An 18,240-nucleotide genomic window follows, 5' to 3' on the forward strand; every position below is an offset into this window, starting at 1 on the left:
CCGATTTCGCTCGAAGCGCGCGCCCTGATAGGGTAGAACCCGCTGCAATCCCCCGTAGCTCAATTGGCAGAGCATTCGACTGTTAATCGAAGGGTTACTGGTTCGAGTCCAGTCGGGGGAGCCACTTGCAGCCATTCCCCCGTAGCTCAATTGGCAGAGCATTCGACTGTTAATCGAAGGGTTACTGGTTCGAGTCCAGTCGGGGGAGCCATGGTGTGCGCCACCGGCCGGAAGGCCGGTGCAGCGCCGCCCGCGGCCTCTATCATGAACGTATGCCCGAGCCGTCGGCTTCCCTCCCGGCAGGGTGGACACGCTATGAGGGTCCACTCCTGACCGTGTGGCGCGCCCGGTTCGAGAGCGTGTACGGCGAGGGGTCCGCCGCTGGGTTCAGTGACGGCATACTGCTGCGGGACCATCGCCGCCCCATCGCCCAGTGGGTCAACTTCGCCCTCAGGTCTGCGGTCCTGGTCGCCCCCGAGACGCCCGCGGGGTGGCCCGTCCAGCGCTTTGCGATCTACTACGCACCCCCGCGCGAGGGATTCGAGACCATCCGGACCGAACGCCACGAGTGGCTCCCGCGCGGCCCCCGCGGCTCGGCCACCGACACCGACGCCTTCGACGCCGCGGTCCACGCTGCCGAGCAGTTCCTGCAGGTCGAGGCGGCCTTCGGTGCGCTCGGGACCGGGAGCGCACCCGGCTGAGGCCGGCTGCGCGGCGGCGGCCTTCCGCGCGTCCCCGGGTGGTAGTTTGGTCACGGATTGCGCCTCGCGCGTTCTGGACCGACTGGAAGGAACCCGACGACGATGAGTGGACGCCACAGCATGCCGGACGATCGGCGGCCGAAACTGGCGGCTCTGCCGGACCTCGCAGGCCAGGCCGCACGGCTCGCACCGCGCCAGCTGAACGATGAGCTGACGCTCGCGAAGATCGAAATGAAGCAGAGGGGGAAGCAGGCCGGCATCGGTGCCGGCCTGTTCGGTGTGGCGCTCGTGTTCCTCGGGCTCCTCGTGATCGCGCTCGTCGTGGCGGCGATCCTGGGCCTCGCCACCGTGATGCCGGGCTGGCTCGCGGCACTCGTGGTGAGTGCTGCCTTCCTCGTGATCCTGGCGATCGCGGCGCTCATCGGGCTCCGCTGGGTCAAGAAGGCCATGCCGCTCGTCCCGGCCGACGCCATCCGCGGGCTGCGGTACGACGTCGGCATCGTGACCGAGGGCCGCAGCTTCGACCCGCGCCTGCTCGACCCCTCCACGATCCAGTACAAGCGCGCCCAGGCCACCAAGGAGGCCGAGAAGGCGCGGCAGCAGCTGGAGAAGGAGGCCCAGGACCGGGCCCACGGCAAGGTCAAGCTCCCGACCCCCACTGAGGCCGAGCTGCGCGAACGCCTCGCCAAGCGCCGCGAGCATCTCCTCGACGTCCGCGAGGGACTTGTCGCCGAGATGGACGTCAAGCGCCAGGCCGGCTACCTCGCGGATGATGTGCGCTCGGCGCTGGCCGGCGCCTCCGGCCGCAGCCCCTTCGCGAAGGGCGCCCCGGGCGCCCAGCACAACGAGGACGCCGCGCGCCGCGGCGCCGAGGCAGCCGAGATGATCCGGGAGCGCTGGGCGCCCCTGACGGTCTTCACCGTCTCGGCGACTGCGTTCGTCGTCTTCCTGCGCAAGCTGGTCAAGAGCTGATCGGCCGGGGGAGCTCGAGTGCACGGCAGTACGTCGGCCGTGGGGGGAACGGAAGCGATGCGGGGGCATGAGCGGGCGGAGCGGTCCCCGTGAGGCTCTTCAATGCCGGTGCGCGTCCGGGCCGCGGTCAGACCGAGACGGACGCGGTCCTGACCCTGCCGAACGTCATCACCATCCTGCGCTTCCTCGGCGTGCCGCTGTTCATGTGGCTCGTCCTCGGACCGCGGGAGTACGGGTGGGCCGTTGTGGTGCTCGCCGTCATGGGGAGCACTGACTGGGTCGACGGGTACATCGCGCGGCGGCTCGGGCAGACCTCGACCCTCGGGCGCGTCCTCGACCCCGCAGCGGACCGGCTCGCGCTCCTCGCCGTCGCCCTCACGCTCGTGCTTGCCGGGGTCGTCCAGTGGTGGTACCTCGCCGCGCTCCTCGTGCCCGATGTCGCCCTCGGCATCGCGTCCCTCTTCTACTTCCACAGCCACCCCGACCTGCCGGTGTCCAAGGTCGGCAAGGTCCGCACCGCCCTGCTCCTCGTGGGGACCCCGCTCCTCGTCCTCTCCAAGCTCGCCCTGCCGGGCGCCTCGCTGTACTCGGCCGTGGCGTGGTCCCTCCTCGTGCTCGGCCTGCTCGGACACTGGGTCGCGGCCATGGACTACTTCCGGGCGATCGTCGTCAAGGGACGGCCGATCCGGAAGGGCCGGCGCGGAGACGGCGGCAGGGAGGCGGGGCGCTGATGGTGTGGTTCGCCGTGGTCCTCGCGGTCCTGGGCGCCTTCTTCCTCGCCATCGGAGCCCAGCGCCAGGGAAGCGCCGTGAAGGCCGACATGGGAGGCCTCGCGCTCAGCTCCCGCGGGTTCGTCCGCCTCGTGAGGAACCCGCGCTGGATCCTCGGGCTGGCGCTGCTCGGGGCGGGAATGCTCTGCAACATGGTCGCGCTCGTCTCGGCGCCGCTCACGGTCATCCAGCCGATCGGCGCCATCGCGCTCGTCATCACCACCGTGGTCAATTCGAAGGACCAGGGGATCACGATCAACCGGCCCACCGTCGTCGCCATCAGCGCCTGTGTCACGGGCTCGGCCCTGTTCGTGCTCCTCGCCGTGAACGCGACCGTCGAGAACCACCATGTGGGGCCGGACGCCGAGCTCGCCATCGTCCTGCTGCTCGCGCTCGCCGTGGGGATCTTCGGCTCCCTCGCCGCGATGTTCCGCCACCGGCTCGGTGCGTTCGTCTACATCCTCGGAGCCGGGGTGCTGTTCGGGTTCGTCGCGGTCCTGACCCGGATCATCGGCCGCGACCTCCTCGCAGCCAACGGCCAGTTCCTGCTCAACGTCCAGTGGTACTCGGTGGTCGCGATCGCCGCGGCCGGGGGACTCGGTTCGTGGTTCGTCCAGAATGCCTACTCGTCCGGTCCGCCCGATCTCGTCATCGCGGGCCTGACTGTCATCGACCCGATCGTGGGCATCGCGATCGGCATCACGATCCTCGGTGAGCTGCGTCCCGATGTGCCGCCAGTGCTCGCGGTGTCCATGGGTGCGGCCGCGGTCGTTGCTATCGTGGGGGTCATTGCCCTGTCCCGGCACCACCCCGAGGTCGCGAAGCGGAGAAAGGACGCCGCCCGTGAACTCCGCGGAGGATCCGGGCCCGATGCACGTTCCCACGCCGGCTGATGCGCCCGCCGCCGCCGGCACCGCGGGCCGGAACCGCCGGCCTGCCCGACCAGGAGAGCCCTCGTGACACTGCCTGACTCCGACACGGACCTGACCAGCAAGCCACTGACGATCCTCATCGGTGCCGACACCTACCCGCCGCACGTCAACGGCGCCGCGCAGTTCGGCTACCGCCTCGCCAAGGGCATGACCGCTCGCGGGCACCACGTCCACGTCGCCGCCGTGCGTTCCGACAAGGGCAAGAGCTTCACCGAGGTGCGACCCGAGGCCACCGTGCACCGCCTCCGCTCCCACTCCGTGCCCACCCACGAGTACTGGCGCATCGTGTTCCCCTGGGAGGTCAAGAAGGAGATCGCGCTTCTGTTCGACCACGTCCAGCCGGACGTCGTGCACATCCAGAGCCACTACATGATCGGCGAGCACGTCCTGTACGAGGCGGTCAGGCGCGGTATCCGCGTAGTTGCGACGAACCACTTCATGCCGGAGAACCTCAATCCGTTCCTGCCCTTCCCGCAGTGGTTCATCGACATCATCGGCCGGCAGTCGTGGAAGGACATGGGCAAGGTCATGGGCCAGGCCGACGTCGTCACGACACCCACGCCGCTCGCGGCGAAGGCGATGCACGACCACGCGTTCCTGACCGACGTCCTGCCGCTCTCCAATGGCATCGACATCGCCGCCTACGAGCCGCGGCCAGACGAGGTCGTCCAGAAGAACCCGTACCCGACGGTGCTGTTCGCCGGCCGGCTGGCCGAGGAGAAGCACGTGGACGTGCTCATCAGGGCCATCGCGAAGACGCCCGCCGAGCTCAACGTGCACCTCGAGATCGTCGGCGGGGGAGAGGTGCGCCCCTCCCTCGAGAAGCTCGTGGAGAGTCTCGGCGTGCGCGACCGCGTGCGGTTCCTCGGGCTCGCCCCCGACGACGAGCTGCGGCTCGCGTACCTGCGCGCCGACCTCTTCTGCATGCCCGGCACCGCCGAGCTCCAGTCCCTCGTCACGCTCGAGGCGATGAGCGCCTCGACCCCCGTGGTCCTCGCGAATGCCATGGCGCTGCCGCACCTCGTGGCCGACGGCGAGAACGGCTATCTCTTCACGCCCAATGACAGCGACGACCTTGCCTCGAAGATCACCGCCGTGCTCGGCTTGCCGGAGCAGGAGCAGGCCCGCATGGGCGCGGAGAGCCACCGCATGGTACAGAAGCACGGCATCAAGGCGACGCTGGACACCTTCGAGGCCCTCTACCGCGGGACGGACCTGGGCGGCGACCTGGCCCGGGCGTAGTCCAGCGCCGCGGTGCCACTAGGATGAGATGGTCCTGCCAGCGCGGAGACGCGGGGCGTTAGCTCAGCCGGTTAGAGCAGGGGACTCATAATCCCTTGGTCGTGGGTTCAAGTCCCACACGCCCTACCCGCAAGGCCCGGAGCCACCAGTGGCTCCGGGCCTTCGGCGTCTCATCGCGCACCGTGCCGCGGGAAGACGGGTGTTGTGGGAACCGGGCAGGCAGCGTATGTTACTGACCAGTAGTTACCCATCAGTAGCATCATGACCGGGAGACCCCATGCCCCAGCACCGCACCGCGGCCGACCTTCCCTACGCCGACGGCGACTTCTACTCCTTCGAGGCCCTGCTTGCGGACAAGGAGCGCGACCGCCTCCACGAGGTGCGCGACTGGCTGGCCCGTGAGGTGGCACCGATCGCGGTCGACTGCTGGAACCGCGCCGAGTTTCCGCACGAGCTCGTCCCGCGGCTGGCGGAGCTCGACGTGATGAGCCCCATCCGCAGGCAGGGGCATTCGAGCCTGCTCGCCGGGCTCCTCCACGCCGAGTTCACGAGGGCCGACGCGTCGATCGCGACGTTCATGGGGGTCCATGACGGCCTCTTCACCGGCTCGATCGAGCTCCTCGCCTCCGAGGAACAGAAGGCGAAGTGGCTCCCGGAGGCGTACACGCTGGAGAAGATCGGGGCGTTCGCGCTCACTGAGCCCCTGGGCGGCTCCGATGTCGCTGGCGGCACCCGGACCATCGCCCGAAGGGAGGGCGACGAGTGGGTGCTCAACGGCGCGAAGCGGTGGATCGGGAACGCGACCTTCTCCGACTGGGTCGTGGTCTTCGCCCGGGATGTCGCGGACGACCAGGTCAAGGGCTTCCTCGTCGACACCACCCTACCCGGCTACCGGGCGACCAGGATCGAGAACAAGATCGCACTGCGCACCGTGCAGAACGCGGACATCGTCCTGGAGGACGTCCGCGTCCCGGCCGAGTTCAAGCTCGCCCACGCCAACAGCTTCCGGGACACGAACAAGGTCCTCAAGGTCACCCGGCTCGCGGTCGCCTGGCAGGCGGTGGGCCAGCAGTTGGCGGCCTTCGACGTGGCGCGGCGGTACGCGGTGGAGCGCGAGCAGTTCGGCCGTCCCATCGCCTCCTTCCAGCTGGTCCAGGACCAACTCGTGACCATCCTCGGCAATGTGGTGAGCTCGCTGGGCATGATGGTCCGACTCGCCCAGCTCGAGGATGCCGGGCAGGCCCGCGACGAGCAGTCCGCCCTTGCCAAGGCCTTCACCACGGCCCGGATGCGCGAGAGCGTCGCGATCGGCCGCAGCCTGCTCGGCGGCAATGGGATCGTGAGCGATTTCGGCATGGCCAAGGTGTTCGCCGACGCCGAGGCCATCTATTCCTACGAGGGCACCCACGAGATCAACACCCTCGTGACCGGCCGCGCGATCACCGGCATCTCCGCGATCGTCTGACCCGCGGCGGGCGCTCGCCGCCGGTGCGGCGCCGGGCTCAGGGTGCCCCGTCCCACGGGAGGAGCACCGAGGGCCGGCGGTCCCCGAGGAAGGCGAGGGGGTCGACGTAGTCCTCCCCGCGGCGCACTCCCCAGTGAAGGCAGGCGCCGTCGGCGCAGTGGGCCGTCCCCGGCGCCGACACCACCCCGAACTCCTCGCCCTGCGCCACCGCGGAACCGACCGGGACCGTGGCCTGGACGGGCTCGAAGCTGCTGCGGAGCCCGTCCCCGTGGTCGATCGTGACGACCGGCCGGTCCACGACCCAGCCGCTGAAGGACACCGTCCCGGCCTGGGGAGCCCTGACCGCCGCGCCGGGCGCGCCGGCCAGGTCGACCCCGCGGTGGCCCGAGAGCCAGGGGCGGGCCGGCGGGTCGAACGGGTGGGCCACCGCGGGCTGCGGCTCGAGCGGCCAGGTCCAGCCAGCCTCTGTGGCCGGACCCCCGGGCAGCGCCCCAGCGGCAGCCGGGACCGGCGGCGCCAGCAGCGCTCCCACGAGGGCCAGCGCCACTGCGAGGTAGGGGGCTGCCCGCGTGCGGGCCGTCCGGTGGGAATCGTCCATTCCCTCAGCATGGCCGCGGCTCCGTCGGCTGCGCGTGGCGCCGGGCGCCCATGTGGACGACCCGCCGGGGACCGGGCCTGTGGAGGCCATGTCCAGGCAGGAAGGGGGGCGCCGGCGCCGCTCCCGGGCGTGTCGCGCTGTAGTACACTGGAAACCGCGGCTTTCGAGCCCGCTTCGCTGTGCCGGATTCAGTGCTCTGCCACCTCCGGCCCGGTCTGCGGGGGAGGAGGCCGACTCCGCGCATCCAGCGCCCCGTCTCCCTGATCGTCCGGCCCCGGCCGGAGCGTGCCGGGAGGGGGCACTGCCAGCCCATCGGTCCGCGACTGCGGTAGGGCAGGGAGGGGATGCCAGGGACGGACGGCCACCCGGCCGTCGTCGTCAGTAACCGTCAACTATGGCAGGGGCAAGGGCGTACCCAGGGTCGTCCTCGGAGAAAGACCTGCCGGAAGGAGCGTCGGCATGCCCGTCGTTACCATGCGCCAGCTGCTCGACAGCGGTGTCCACTTCGGCCACCAGACCCGCCGCTGGAACCCGAAGATGAAGCGCTTCATCCTCACCGAGCGCAACGGCATCTACATCATCGACCTCCAGCAGTCGCTGTCGTTCATCGACCGCGCCTTCGAGTTCGTCAAGGCGACGGTCGCCCACGGCGGCACCGTGCTCTTCGTCGGCACGAAGAAGCAGGCCCAGGAGGCCATCGCCGAGCAGGCCACCCGCGTCGGCCAGCCGTACGTCAACCAGCGCTGGCTGGGCGGCATGCTCACCAACTTCTCCACTGTTGCCAAGCGCATCCAGCGCCTCAAGGAGCTCGAGGAGATCGACTTCGAGGATGTGGCCGGTTCGGGCCACACCAAGAAGGAACTCCTCATCCTCCAGCGCGAGAAGGACAAGCTCGAGAAGACCCTCGGCGGCATCCGCAACCTCTCCCGCACTCCGTCCCTCCTCTGGATCGTGGACACGAAGAAGGAGCACCTCGCGGTCGACGAGGCCAAGAAGCTCGGCATCCCGGTCGTGGCCATCCTCGACACGAACTGCGATCCCGACGAGGTCGACTTCCCGATCCCGGGCAACGACGACGCGATCCGCTCCGTGAACCTCCTCACGCGCGTCGTCGCCGACGCCGTGGCCGAGGGCCTCATCGCCCGCCAGAACCGCGGGTCCGGGTCCGAGGGCACGCAGGCCGAGCCGCTCGCCGAGTGGGAGCGCGAGCTCCTCGAGGGTGAGAAGGCGGAGGCTCCCGCGGAGGCACCGGCCGAGGCTCCTGCCGCTGCCGAGCAGCCGGCCGAGGCTCCTGCCGCCGCCGAGCAGCCGGCCGAGGGCACGAACTAACTCGACCAAGACCCTCTCCGGGTGCTCCTGAAGGACCCGGAGGCCGCCGGCAGGATGGCCGCCCCCGACGAGGCTGCCATCCTGCTGGCGGAAAGACCTGCAGAACATACGAGACGAGGGGTTCATATGGCGAACTACACCGCCGCTGACATCAAGGCCCTGCGCGAGCGCACCGGCGCCGGCATGATGGACGTCAAGAAGGCTCTTGACGAGGCCAACGGCGACGCTGAGAAGGCCGTCGAGATCATCCGCATCAAGGGCCTCAAGGGCGCCACCAAGCGCGAGGGCCGCTCCACCGCCGAGGGCCTCGTGGCCGCCAAGGTCGAAGGCGGCGTCGGCGTCATGGTCGAGGTCAACTGCGAGACCGACTTCGTGGCCAAGTCCGCCAAGTTCATCGAGCTCGCCGACAAGGTGCTCGCCACGGCCATCGCCTCCGGCGCTGCCGACCTCGAGGCCCTCCTGGCCGCGGACGTCGACGGCAAGCCGCTGAGCGAGTACGTCGTCGAAGAGGGCGCGGTCCTCGGCGAGAAGGTCGCCGTCCGCCGCATCGCCCGCATCGAGGGCACCACGGTCGACGCCTACCTCCACAAGACGTCCAAGGACCTCCCGGCGCAGGTCGGCGTCCTCCTCGCCGTGAACGGCGAGGGCGAGGCCGCCGATGCTGCCGCGCACGATGTCGCTGTGCACGTGGCCGCGATGGCCCCGAACTACCTCCGCCGCGAGGACGTCCCGGCCGACCTCGTCGAGTCGGAGCGCCGCATCGCCGAGGAGACCGCCAAGGCCGAGGGCAAGCCCGAGGCTGCCCTGCCGAAGATCGTGGAAGGCCGCGTGACCGGCTTCTACAAGGGCGAGGTGCTCGTCGACCAGGCGTTCGCCAAGGATGCCAAGAAGTCCGTCGGCCAGGTGCTGTCCGAGGCCGGTGTCGAGGCGACCGCGTTCGCCCGCTTCCGCGTCGGCGCCTAGCACGCACACCACAGGGGCGGCCACTTCGGTGGCCGCCCCTTTGCTGTGGCTGCCGCCGCGCAGGCCGTCGGCAAGTGCCGCTACTCTAGACCCAGGCTCCCGCCCAGACGCTCCACACGAGGGGACACATCCATGGAATCCGTAACGACTGCCGACCCCACTATCCCCTCCACCGCCGACGAGCCCCTGGACGAGACGGCGGTGGACGCCTCGGGCATCGACGACCCGCAGCCGCGCCGCCGCCGGGTCCTGCTCAAGCTCTCGGGGGAGGTGTTCGGCGGCGGCAAGCTCGGCGTCGACCCCGGGACCGTGCGGGCAGTGGCAGAGCAGATCGCCGCGGCAGTGGACGAGGTGGAGATCGCCATCGTCGTGGGCGGCGGCAACTTCTTCCGCGGCGCCGAGCTCTCCCTCTCCGGCATGGACCGCTCGCGCGCGGACTACATGGGGATGCTTGGCACCGTCATGAACTGCCTCGCCCTCCAGGACTTCCTCGAGCAGGCCGGGGTCGAGACCCGCGTGCAGAGCGCCATCACCATGGGACAGGTCGCCGAGGCCTACATCCCGCGCCGCGCGATCCGGCACATGGAGAAGGGCCGGGTGGTGATCTTCGGCGCCGGGGCCGGCCTGCCCTACTTCTCGACCGACACCGTTGCCGCGCAGCGCGCCCTCGAGGTCCACGCCGACGAGGTGCTCATGGCCAAGAGCGGGGTCGACGGCGTGTACACGGCGGACCCGAAGAAGGACCCCACCGCCATCAAGCTCGAGCACCTCACCTACGACGAGGCGCTGCGCCGGGACATCCGGGTCATGGACCAGACGGCGATGACCATGTGCAAGGACAACAAGCTCGACATGGTCGTGTTCGGCATGGAGGGCGAGGGCAACGTCACGAAGGCGATCCGCGGCGAGTCCCTCGGCACCCGTGTGACCGCCTGACGGCCACCCACATACAGCTAGGATGTTCCTAGTCCCCTCCGGCGGGGGCCGGCGCTGCGCGCCCGGCCCCTGCCGTACGCTGCAAACGAAGTCCACAAGGAGTGCGACGTGATCGAAGAGACCCTGCTCGAAGCCACCGAGAAGATGGAGAAGGCGGTCGAGGTGGCCAAGGAGGACTTCGCGTCGATCCGCACGGGCCGTGCCAACCCCGCCCTGTACGCGAAGGTCATGGTGGACTACTACGGCACGCCCACCCCGCTGCAGCAGCTGGCCTCCTTCCAGGTCTCGGACGCCCGGACGATCCTCATCACCCCGTACGACAAGAGCGCGCTGCGCGACGTCGAGAAGGCGCTCAGCGACTCCGAGGTCGGAGCCAACCCGTCCAACGACGGCAACGTGATCCGCGTGGTCCTGCCGGAGCTCACGCAGGAGCGCCGCAAGGAGTACGTGAAGATCGTCAAGGGCAAGGGCGAGGACGCCAAGGTCTCGATCCGCAGCATCCGCCGCAAGGCCAAGGAGTCCCTTGACAAGCTCGTCAAGGACGGCGAGGTCGGCGAGGACGACGGCGTGCGCGGCGAGAAGGAGCTCGACTCCCTCACCAAGAAGCACGTCGATGCGGTCGAAGACCTGGTCAAGCGCAAGGAAGCCGAGCTGCTCGAAGTCTGATGAGCGAGCCCCAGCCCGACGCGCCGAGCCCGGGGCCCCCCTCCTCAGACGGACAGGCACCGGGGGGCGGGCTCCCCGGACTGCGCCGTGACCGCAGGCCTAAGCCGCTCTCGCGCGCCGGCCGCAACCTGCCCGCCGCCATCTCAGTGGGCCTCGCCCTGCTGATCCTCCTGCTCGCGGGCCTGTTCCTGTGGCCTCTGGGCTTCGTGCTGATCGCCGTCGCGGCAGCGCTGCTGGGGGTCTGGGAGGTGTACCGGGCGCTCGAGACGCACGGCACCCGGATTCCGGCCGTGCCGGTGCTGGCGGCAGCCGTGGCGATTCCCGCCACCGCCTACTTCGGCGGCCAGGAGGCGCAGCTGTTCGCGCTCCTGGCCAGCTGCGCGGCCGTGCTCCTGTGGCAGAGCCTCGAGCACCCGGAGGGCGCCGCGCGGGGCGTCTTCGCCGGCGTGTTCGTGGTCCTGTGGATCCCGTTCCTCCTCGGATACGCCGTACTGCCCCTGCATGCCACGGCCCCCCCTCCGGGCCTCGGCCTGTGGCAGGGCGGCACGGTGCCGCACCCCACCCTCGAGCTCGCGCTGACGCTGCTGCTCGTCGTGGCCAACGACACCTTCGGCTACATTGTGGGCGCGAGCCTCGGCCGGCACCCGATGGCCCCCAAGATCAGCCCGAAGAAGTCCTGGGAGGGCTTCGCGGGCTCGGTCGGCGGAGCGATGGTCGTGGGGGTGCTCGGGGCGGTGCTCCTGCTGGGGCGCCCCTGGTGGGAGGGCCTCGTCCTCGCGGTCGTGATGGTCGGCGCTGCGACGGCTGGCGACCTCGCCGAGTCGATGGTCAAGCGCGAGCTGGGGATCAAGGACATGAGCAGTATCCTCCCGGGCCACGGCGGCATGATGGATCGTCTCGATTCGATCCTCTTCGCCACGCCGGCGGCGTTCCTGGTCTTCAGTCTCCTGCCGGGCTCCTAGCCGGCGGGTTCCCATGATGGTCTTTCGAGCACTCCAGAGAGGACGCACACACGTGGCGCACACCGAGGACAGCGCGGCGGCAGGGTTCGATCGTGTCGCCCGCGGCGAGCTGGGCTACAGCCCCAAGCAGGTTGAGAAGTTCATGTCGGCGGCCCGGGACTTCCTCGAGGACCCGTCCGCCCCAGCGGTGACGAGCCACGACGTGCGCACGGTCTCCTTCGACGCCGTCCGCGGCGGCTACGACGCCGCCGAGGTCGACGCCGCGCTGGACCGCCTCGAGGACGCCTTCGCCCGCCGCGAGCGGGACGAGCTGATCCAGCATTCGGGCGAGGACGTCTGGCTGCGCGAGATCGGACAGCTCGCCGGGATCCTGCGCGGGCGGCTCGTGCGCGCGGACGGCGAGCGGTTCCGGCGCCCCTCGAGCCCGAAGGCCCCCAGCTACCACGTCGACGACGTCGACAGCCTGTGCATCCGCCTCCTCGACTACCTCGAGCACGGCTCGCCGATGACGGCCGACGACGTGCGCACGGCCGTGTTCCGCACCGTCACGGGCCGGGAAGGCTACGAGGAGACCCAGGTCGACGCCTTCCTCGACCGCGCCGTCGAGCTCATGGCCGCCATCGACTGACGCACGACGCCGGCCGGCCGCCACGCGCTGCCGGCCAGCGTCAGCTCCGCGGCTCGGGCGAGTGGAGCCGCACCAGGAAGCGGTCCGCGCCCCGGGGGACGCTGCGCCTGCTCGCGCGTGAGACGACGATCATCACCGCGAATGCGAGCGGCACGGTCCAGGCCGCCGGCTGGGCGCACGCGACGGCGAGCGCGGAGACGCGGGCCGCCTCGCCCCAGAGGCCCGCCCCCAGCGCCGCAGAGGCCACGAGCGCGCCGCCGCACGCCACGGCGCCGACGCCCATGCCCGCGATCGCGCCCGCCGGCGTCAGCCGCCGCCACCAGATGCCCAGCACGAGCAGGGGACAGATGGTCGAGGCCGTGAAGGCGAACACGAGCCCCACGCTCCCGGCGAGGCCCTGGCCGCCCATGCCCAGGGCGGCCACGAGGGGAACCAGGGCCGAGAGCGCCGCGGCCGTCCTGAAGCCGCGCACGCTCCCGCCGAACAGCTCCTGGCTGATGACCCCTGCCACCGAGACGAGCAGCCCCGAGGTCGTGGACAGGAAGGCGGCCATCGCGCCGGCGAGCACGAGGGCCGAGAGCGCGGTCCCGAGCGGGCCGGCGAGCAGCCGCTCGGGCAGGAGGATCGCGACCGCGTCGCCGTGCGCCGCGAGGTCCGGCGCGGCGAGCCGGCCGATGAGGCCCACCGCGGTGGGGAAGACGTAGAACACCGTGAGCAGCCCGAGCACGATCACCGTGGTCCTCCGGGCCGTGACTCCGTCCGGGTTGGTGTAGAAGCGGACCAGGACGTGCGGGAGCCCGAGGGTCCCGAAGAGCAGGGCGAGCAGCAGCGAGAAGGTGCGGTAGCCGCCGTCGGACGCCCCCGGCACGGCGGCCAGGGCCGCGAGCCCCTCCCCAGGGGCCGCCGGCAGGCCCCGGCCGGCGATCAGCAGCACGAGGAAGAAGACCGGCACGGCCAGGCACGCCAGCTTGAGCCAGAACTGGAAGGCCTGGACGAACGTGATCGAGCGCATGCCGCCGAGCATGACCGCGAGGACGACGACGGCGACCACGGCCGCCGAGCCGATCCAGCCGGGCAGCCCGGTGGTGATCCGCACCGCGAGCGCCGCCCCCTGCAGCTGCGGGATGATGTACAGCCAGCCGATCAGGACCACGAGGACGCTCGTGGTGCGACGGGCCGCGAGGGAGCCGAGCCGCGCGGCCGCGAAGTCGGGGATCGTGTACGCCCCCGAGCGGCGCAGCGGAGCGGCCACGAACAGCAGGAGCATGAGGAAGCCGGCGGTGTACCCCACCGGGTACCACAGGGCCTGGGAGCCGCTGACCATGATGAGCCCGGCCACGCCCAGGAAGCTCGCCGCGGAGAGGTACTCCCCGCCGATGGCCGAGGCGTTCCACCAGGGGCGCACCGTGCGGGACGCGACGTAGAAGTCGCTCGTGGTGCGGGAGATCCGCAGCCCGTAGAAGCCGACGAGGACCGTGGCGACCGCCACGGCGCCGAGCGCCGCGAGGCCGATGGCCGCAGTCACGGGTGGTCCTCGAGGAGCTCGGCATAGCGCTGCTCGGTGCGGTTCGCGGCCCGGTAGTAGGCCACCGCCGCGACGAGCGCCGCGGGGTACGGCAGTGCCCCCACCAGCAGCCACACGAGCGGGACCCCGGGCAGCCAGGGCAGGTCCCCCGCGGCCTCGGAGATGACCCACAGCACGGCCACGGCCGTGAGGAAGGCGCCCGCGACGAGCGCCGCCAGGCGGAACTGGGAGCGCAGGAGCGAGCGCAGCACCACGCCGCCGAGCTCCGACTGCTCGGCCACCTCGCGCGCGAGCGGCGGAGTCCTGGGCGCCCTGGCGGCGCTCGAGGCCGGCGCGGTCACCCGCACCCGCCGCGAGCGGTCGATCCGCCGGTCCCCGGCCTCCGGCGCCGTCACGGCAGCGGCCGGATCCGGCCCGCTGCGAGCCGCTCGCGCAGGCCCGGGAGGCAGCGGCGGCTCACCGGGAGCTCCGAGCCGCCGGCCAGCACGGTCGGCTGCGGGCCGCCGAGCCGCAGCTGCTGCACGGCGTCCATGGCCACGAGGTAGGAACGGTGGATCCGTACGAAGCCCGCCGCGCCCCACTGCCGCTCCAGGTCCGTCAGGGGGACCCGTACCAGGTAGCTGCCCTCCGCGGTGTGCAGCCGGGCATAGTCGCCCTGGGCCTGCACGAAAGCCACCTCGTCCCGGCGGATCATCCGGGTGATCCCGCCCTGCTCGACTGTGATGACCTCGGGGGCATCCGCCTGCGGGGCCCGGGTGCCCTCGCGCGCCTCGGCGACCCGCGCCACGCACCGCTCGAGCCGCTCGGGGCGGACCGGCTTGAGGAGGTAGTCCACGGCGGCGAGGTCGAAGGCCTCGACGGCGTGGTCGTCGTCGGCGGTGACGAAGACGACGGCGGGCGGGGCGGCGAAGCGGGCGATCACGCGGGCCAGCTCGAGCCCGCTCAGGCCGGGCATGTGGATGTCGAGGAAGAGGGCATCGATCTCCTCGCGCTCGAGGACCTTGAGGGCCTCGGTCCCGGAGGTCGCCGAGTGGACCGCGCCGATGCGCTCGTCGCGGCCCAGGAGGTACGTCAGCTCCTGGACCGCGGGCAGCTCGTCGTCGACGACGAGGGCACTGATCATGCGGCTCAGTCTATCGGCGGACGCACCTCGTGCTCCGGCTGCGACTTGGGGACGCGCACGGTCACGAGCGTGCCGTGCCCAGGCGCGGTCTCGATGACGAGGCCGTGGTCGTCGCCGTAGACCTGCCGCAGCCGCGCGTCCACGTTCCGCAGGCCCACGTGGAGGCCGCCGGCGCGTCCGGCCAGGACCTCGCGGAGCCGTTCGGGGTCCATGCCCGCGCCGTCGTCCTCGATCTGCACGAGCGCCTCGTGCGGGGAGTCCTCGGCGGTGATGCTGATGTGCCCCGTTCCCTCCCGGGCCTCAAGACCGTGCCGCACCGCGTTCTCGACCAGCGGCTGGAGGCTCAGGAAGGGGATGGGGACGCCCAGCACCTCCGGAGCAATGCGCAGGCTCACCTGGAGCCGCTCGCCGAAGCGGGCCCGTTCGAGCAGGAGGTACTGGTCGATGCTCTTGAGCTCCTCCGCGAGCGTCGTGAAGTCGCCGTGCCGGCGGAACGAGTACCGGGTGAAGTCGGCGAACTCGACCAGGAGCTCCCGCGCCCGGGCCGGGTCGGTGAGGATGTAGGAGGCGATCGCGGTGAGCGCGTTGTAGATGAAGTGCGGGCTGATCTGCGCCCTCAGTGCGCGCACCTCGGCCTCCATGAGCAGCGTCCTGGACCTGTCCAGCTCGGCGAGCTCGGCCTGGGCCGCGACCCAGTCCGCCACCTCGCGGGTGGCCCGCACGAGTCCCGCTCCGGCCGAGGGCGAGAACGCCACGACCGTGCCGATCACGCGGGCGCCGACCCGGACGGGCGCGACGACGGCGCCGCGCAGGCGGCAGTCCGCCTCCGTGCAGCCCACCGCCGCGCAGCCGACCTCGTCCCCGCCGGCCACGCGGGCGCGCCCGTGGGCGAGCGTCCTCGCGGCCAGCGCCATCACGGCATCCGCGTGCGCCGGGCTCTCGCCGTCCCAGGCGAGCAGGCGCGAGTCGTCGGTCAGGGCGAGCGCGGGCGCGCCGAGCATGGAGCGCAGGTGGTGGGCGGCCTTCGCCGCGCCCTCGGGGCCGAGGCCCCCGCGGAGGGAACGGCCCGCCTGCGCGGCCGAGTGCAGGATCGTGTAGCTCGCCCGCTCCGCATCGCTGCCGAATTCCCGGCGTGATCCCCACGTCCGCCACGCGACGGCGCCCACGGCCACGCCGGCCGCCAGCACGAGGGCCAGGGCGACGAGCGTCAGTGCATCGGGGGACATGGTGCAAGGCTAGCCGCACGCGGCAGCCACTCGGCGTGGGCGCGGCACCGTTCGGCGCACGCTCGCGGCCGCTCGGCGCTCGCCCCTCGCGCGGCTCTGGCTGGCACCGCCGGGGGACGCAACAGTGATGTGCATCACGCATCCGCCGGGCACCGCGCCGGCATACCTCAGGAGGACTCATGGGCAACGACGCCTCCCGGGACGCGAGGGCCGGCACGGCCCCGCACCCGGACTTCCAGCTGGTCCAGTCCAGCGACGAGTTCCGCGCGCTGCGCGCCAGCCACCGCAGCTTCGTGTTCCCGATCGCCGGAGCGTTCCTGCTCTGGTACTTCCTGTACGTCCTGCTGGCCGACTACGCGCACGACTTCATGTCGATCAAGCTCGCCGGCAGCATCACGGTCGGCCTCGTGCTCGGCCTGGCGCAGTTCGCGAGCACGTTCGCCATCACCGCCTGGTACGTCCACCACGCCAACAAGAGGCTCGACCCGGCCGCAGAGGCCATCCGGAACGAGATCGAGCAGGGCGGCGCCTCGTCGGGCGCCCACGCCGCAGGCAGCGAGGAGAGCACCCGATGAACGTCGCAGCAAGCCTGCAGAGCAGCACCTGGCTCAACATGTCGATCTTCGCCCTGTTCGTGGCCGTCACGATCGTGATCGTGATCCGCGCGGGCAGGAACAACAGGACCGCGGCGGACTACTACGCGGGCGGCCGGTCCTTCACCGGCGGCCAGAACGGCACGGCCATCTCCGGCGACTACCTCTCCGCCGCCTCGTTCCTGGGGATCACCGGCGCGATCGCCGTCAACGGCTATGACGGCTTCCTATACTCCATCGGCTTCCTCGTCGCCTGGCTCGTCGCCCTGCTGCTCGTCGCCGAGCTCCTGCGCAACACCGGCAAGTTCACCATGGCGGACGTCCTCGCGTTCCGCCTCCGCGAGCGCCCCGTGCGCATTGCGGCCGCCATCTCGACCCTCGCCGTGTGCTTCTTCTACCTCCTGGCCCAGATGGCAGGGGCCGGGGGACTGATCGCGCTGCTCCTGGGCATCTCCGACTGGGGCGGCCAGGCGGTCGTCATCACCGTGGTCGGCGCCCTCATGATCATGTACGTGCTCCTCGGCGGCATGAAGGGCACCACCTGGGTGCAGATCATCAAGGCGATCCTGCTCATCGCGGGGGCGTTCGTCATGACGATCATGGTGCTGGCGATGAACGGCTTCAACCTCTCCACGCTCCTGGACAGCGCGGTGCACACCGCCGGAGCGGGCGGCGAGAAGCTGCTGAACCCGGGCCTCGCCTACGGCAAGGACGGCACCTCCAAGCTCGACTTCGTCTCCCTCGGCCTCGCGCTCGTCCTCGGCACCGCGGCCCTGCCGCACGTCCTGATGCGCTTCTACACGGTGCCGACCGCGAAGGAGGCCCGCAAGTCGGTCGTGTGGGCGATCTGGATCATCGGCGCCTTCTACCTCTTCACGCTCGTGCTCGGGTACGGCGCGGCGGCCCTCATCGGCGCGGACGCGATCAAGAAGGCCCCCGGCGGGGTGAACTCGGCGGCGCCGCTGCTCGCGTTCCAGCTCGGCGGCCCGCTCCTGCTCGGGTTCATCTCGGCGGTCGCCTTCGCGACCATCCTCGCCGTCGTGGCGGGCCTGACCATTACCGCGGCGGCCTCGTTCGCCCACGACATCTACGCGAACGTCCTCGCCAAAGGCAGGACCACCCCGGCCTCGGAGGTCAAGGTGGCGCGCCGCACCGTCGTCGTGATCGGCATCTTCGCGATCGTCGGCGGCATCTTCGCCAACGGCCAGAACGTCGCCTTCCTCGTGGCCCTCGCCTTCGCGGTGGCGGCCTCGGCCAACCTGCCCACGATCCTCTACTCGCTCTTCTGGAAGAGGTTCACCACCCAGGGCGCGCTCTGGAGCATTTACGGCGGCCTGGCCTCCGCGGTCCTGCTCATCGCCTTCTCGCCGGTGGTCTCCGGGTCGAAGACGTCGATGATCCCCGGTGCGCACTTCGCCTGGTTCCCGCTGAGCAACCCCGGCATCGTCTCGATCCCGCTCGCCTTCGCCCTCGGCTGGCTCGGCACGGTCCTCGACAAGCGGCGGGAGGATCCGGCCAAGCAGGCGGAGATGGAGGTCCGGTCCCTCACCGGCGTGGGCGCCGAGAAGGCGGTCTCGCACTAGCGTCACCCTCGCGCACGACGGCGGGC

19 protein-coding genes and 3 tRNA genes are annotated in these 18,240 nt (G+C 71.1%); 17 read left to right on the plus strand and 5 right to left on the minus strand.

The window, feature by feature from the left end; all coding sequences use genetic code 11:
- Nucleotides 1–48 precede the first annotated feature (48 nt).
- The 9 genes from SA2016_RS07885 (at nucleotide 49) to SA2016_RS07925 (ending at nucleotide 6,082) form a co-directional block, all read left to right on the plus strand.
- Nucleotides 49–124, plus strand: a tRNA-Asn gene (locus SA2016_RS07885).
- 11 nt (nucleotides 125–135) lie between these two features.
- Nucleotides 136–211, plus strand: a tRNA-Asn gene (locus SA2016_RS07890).
- A 61-nt stretch (nucleotides 212–272) separates the two neighbouring features.
- Nucleotides 273–701, plus strand: a complete 429-nt coding sequence (locus tag SA2016_RS07895) for a hypothetical protein (protein WP_066497150.1) — start codon at nucleotides 273–275, stop codon at nucleotides 699–701.
- A gap of 102 nt (nucleotides 702–803) precedes the next feature.
- The gene (locus tag SA2016_RS07900; protein WP_084249404.1) at nucleotides 804–1,673 is read left to right on the plus strand and encodes a phage holin family protein; all 870 of its coding nucleotides are present in this window, start codon (nucleotides 804–806) and stop codon (nucleotides 1,671–1,673) included.
- An 89-nt stretch (nucleotides 1,674–1,762) separates the two neighbouring features.
- Nucleotides 1,763–2,404, plus strand: a complete 642-nt coding sequence (locus tag SA2016_RS07905) for a CDP-alcohol phosphatidyltransferase family protein (RefSeq protein ID WP_066497153.1) — start codon at nucleotides 1,763–1,765, stop codon at nucleotides 2,402–2,404.
- Nucleotides 2,404–3,336: a DMT family transporter gene (locus SA2016_RS07910; protein ID WP_066497154.1), complete on the plus strand. Its 933-nt coding sequence runs from the start codon at nucleotides 2,404–2,406 to the stop codon at nucleotides 3,334–3,336. The genes SA2016_RS07905 and SA2016_RS07910 overlap by 1 nt, the downstream gene beginning before the upstream one ends.
- 63 nt (nucleotides 3,337–3,399) lie before the next feature.
- Nucleotides 3,400–4,617, plus strand: a complete 1,218-nt coding sequence (locus tag SA2016_RS07915) for a glycosyltransferase (protein WP_066497156.1) — start codon at nucleotides 3,400–3,402, stop codon at nucleotides 4,615–4,617.
- A gap of 52 nt (nucleotides 4,618–4,669) precedes the next feature.
- A tRNA-Ile gene (locus tag SA2016_RS07920) sits at nucleotides 4,670–4,743 on the plus strand.
- 151 nt (nucleotides 4,744–4,894) lie between these two features.
- Nucleotides 4,895–6,082 (plus strand): acyl-CoA dehydrogenase family protein, encoded by a 1,188-nt coding sequence (locus SA2016_RS07925; protein ID WP_066497157.1) that lies wholly within the window; start codon nucleotides 4,895–4,897, stop codon nucleotides 6,080–6,082.
- 37 nt (nucleotides 6,083–6,119) lie between these two features.
- Here the strand turns inward: SA2016_RS07925 and SA2016_RS07930 are convergent, their stop codons facing one another.
- On the minus strand, nucleotides 6,120–6,680 hold the full coding sequence (locus tag SA2016_RS07930; RefSeq protein WP_066497160.1) for a M23 family metallopeptidase: 561 nt from the start codon (nucleotides 6,678–6,680) through the stop codon (nucleotides 6,120–6,122).
- A 459-nt stretch (nucleotides 6,681–7,139) separates the two neighbouring features.
- Here SA2016_RS07930 and rpsB point away from each other — a divergent pair, with 459 nt between their 5' ends.
- From rpsB to SA2016_RS07960, 6 genes are all read left to right on the plus strand, one after another.
- Nucleotides 7,140–8,009 carry a 30S ribosomal protein S2 gene (gene rpsB / locus SA2016_RS07935; protein ID WP_066497161.1) on the plus strand — a complete coding sequence of 290 codons (870 nt, stop codon included), beginning with the start codon at nucleotides 7,140–7,142 and terminating at the stop codon, nucleotides 8,007–8,009.
- A gap of 126 nt (nucleotides 8,010–8,135) precedes the next feature.
- A complete protein-coding gene (gene tsf, locus SA2016_RS07940; RefSeq protein WP_066497163.1) occupies nucleotides 8,136–8,972 on the plus strand; it encodes a translation elongation factor Ts in 837 nt (278 codons plus the stop codon).
- A gap of 132 nt (nucleotides 8,973–9,104) precedes the next feature.
- Nucleotides 9,105–9,908, plus strand: a complete 804-nt coding sequence (gene pyrH, locus SA2016_RS07945; protein WP_229710953.1) for a UMP kinase — start codon at nucleotides 9,105–9,107, stop codon at nucleotides 9,906–9,908.
- 108 nt (nucleotides 9,909–10,016) lie between these two features.
- Nucleotides 10,017–10,574 (plus strand): ribosome recycling factor, encoded by a 558-nt coding sequence (frr, locus tag SA2016_RS07950; protein ID WP_066497164.1) that lies wholly within the window; start codon nucleotides 10,017–10,019, stop codon nucleotides 10,572–10,574.
- Nucleotides 10,574–11,536: a phosphatidate cytidylyltransferase gene (locus SA2016_RS07955; protein ID WP_066497165.1), complete on the plus strand. Its 963-nt coding sequence runs from the start codon at nucleotides 10,574–10,576 to the stop codon at nucleotides 11,534–11,536. Before frr ends, SA2016_RS07955 begins: the two co-directional genes overlap by 1 nt.
- Nucleotides 11,537–11,588: 52 nt before the next feature.
- Nucleotides 11,589–12,164, plus strand: coding sequence for a DivIVA domain-containing protein (locus tag SA2016_RS07960; RefSeq protein ID WP_066497167.1), 576 nt, complete (start codon nucleotides 11,589–11,591; stop codon nucleotides 12,162–12,164).
- Nucleotides 12,165–12,204: 40 nt separating this feature from the next.
- Here the strand turns inward: SA2016_RS07960 and SA2016_RS07965 are convergent, their stop codons facing one another.
- From SA2016_RS07965 to SA2016_RS07980, 4 genes are read right to left on the minus strand one after another with little or no spacing between them, the layout of a single operon-like run.
- On the minus strand, nucleotides 12,205–13,689 hold the full coding sequence (locus SA2016_RS07965) for a sodium/solute symporter (protein ID WP_066497168.1): 1,485 nt from the start codon (nucleotides 13,687–13,689) through the stop codon (nucleotides 12,205–12,207).
- Nucleotides 13,686–14,084 (minus strand): hypothetical protein, encoded by a 399-nt coding sequence (locus tag SA2016_RS07970; protein WP_066497171.1) that lies wholly within the window; start codon nucleotides 14,082–14,084, stop codon nucleotides 13,686–13,688. Before SA2016_RS07970 ends, SA2016_RS07965 begins: the two co-directional genes overlap by 4 nt.
- Nucleotides 14,081–14,812: a LytR/AlgR family response regulator transcription factor gene (locus tag SA2016_RS07975; protein WP_066497173.1), complete on the minus strand. Its 732-nt coding sequence runs from the start codon at nucleotides 14,810–14,812 to the stop codon at nucleotides 14,081–14,083. The genes SA2016_RS07970 and SA2016_RS07975 overlap by 4 nt, the downstream gene beginning before the upstream one ends.
- 5 nt (nucleotides 14,813–14,817) lie before the next feature.
- Complete coding sequence (locus SA2016_RS07980; RefSeq protein ID WP_066497175.1) at nucleotides 14,818–16,038, minus strand: histidine kinase; 1,221 nt, start codon at nucleotides 16,036–16,038, stop codon at nucleotides 14,818–14,820.
- A gap of 179 nt (nucleotides 16,039–16,217) precedes the next feature.
- Between SA2016_RS07980 and SA2016_RS07985 the strand changes: the two genes are divergently transcribed.
- Both SA2016_RS07985 and SA2016_RS07990 read left to right on the plus strand, forming a co-directional pair.
- On the plus strand, nucleotides 16,218–16,613 hold the full coding sequence (locus tag SA2016_RS07985; RefSeq protein ID WP_066497176.1) for a DUF485 domain-containing protein: 396 nt from the start codon (nucleotides 16,218–16,220) through the stop codon (nucleotides 16,611–16,613).
- Nucleotides 16,610–18,214 carry a monocarboxylic acid transporter gene (locus SA2016_RS07990; protein ID WP_066497178.1) on the plus strand — a complete coding sequence of 535 codons (1,605 nt, stop codon included), beginning with the start codon at nucleotides 16,610–16,612 and terminating at the stop codon, nucleotides 18,212–18,214. Before SA2016_RS07985 ends, SA2016_RS07990 begins: the two co-directional genes overlap by 4 nt.
- Nucleotides 18,215–18,240 lie beyond the last annotated feature (26 nt).

It is taken from the genome of Sinomonas atrocyanea, assembly GCF_001577305.1.
Classification (GTDB): Bacteria; Actinomycetota; Actinomycetes; order Actinomycetales; family Micrococcaceae; genus Sinomonas; species Sinomonas atrocyanea.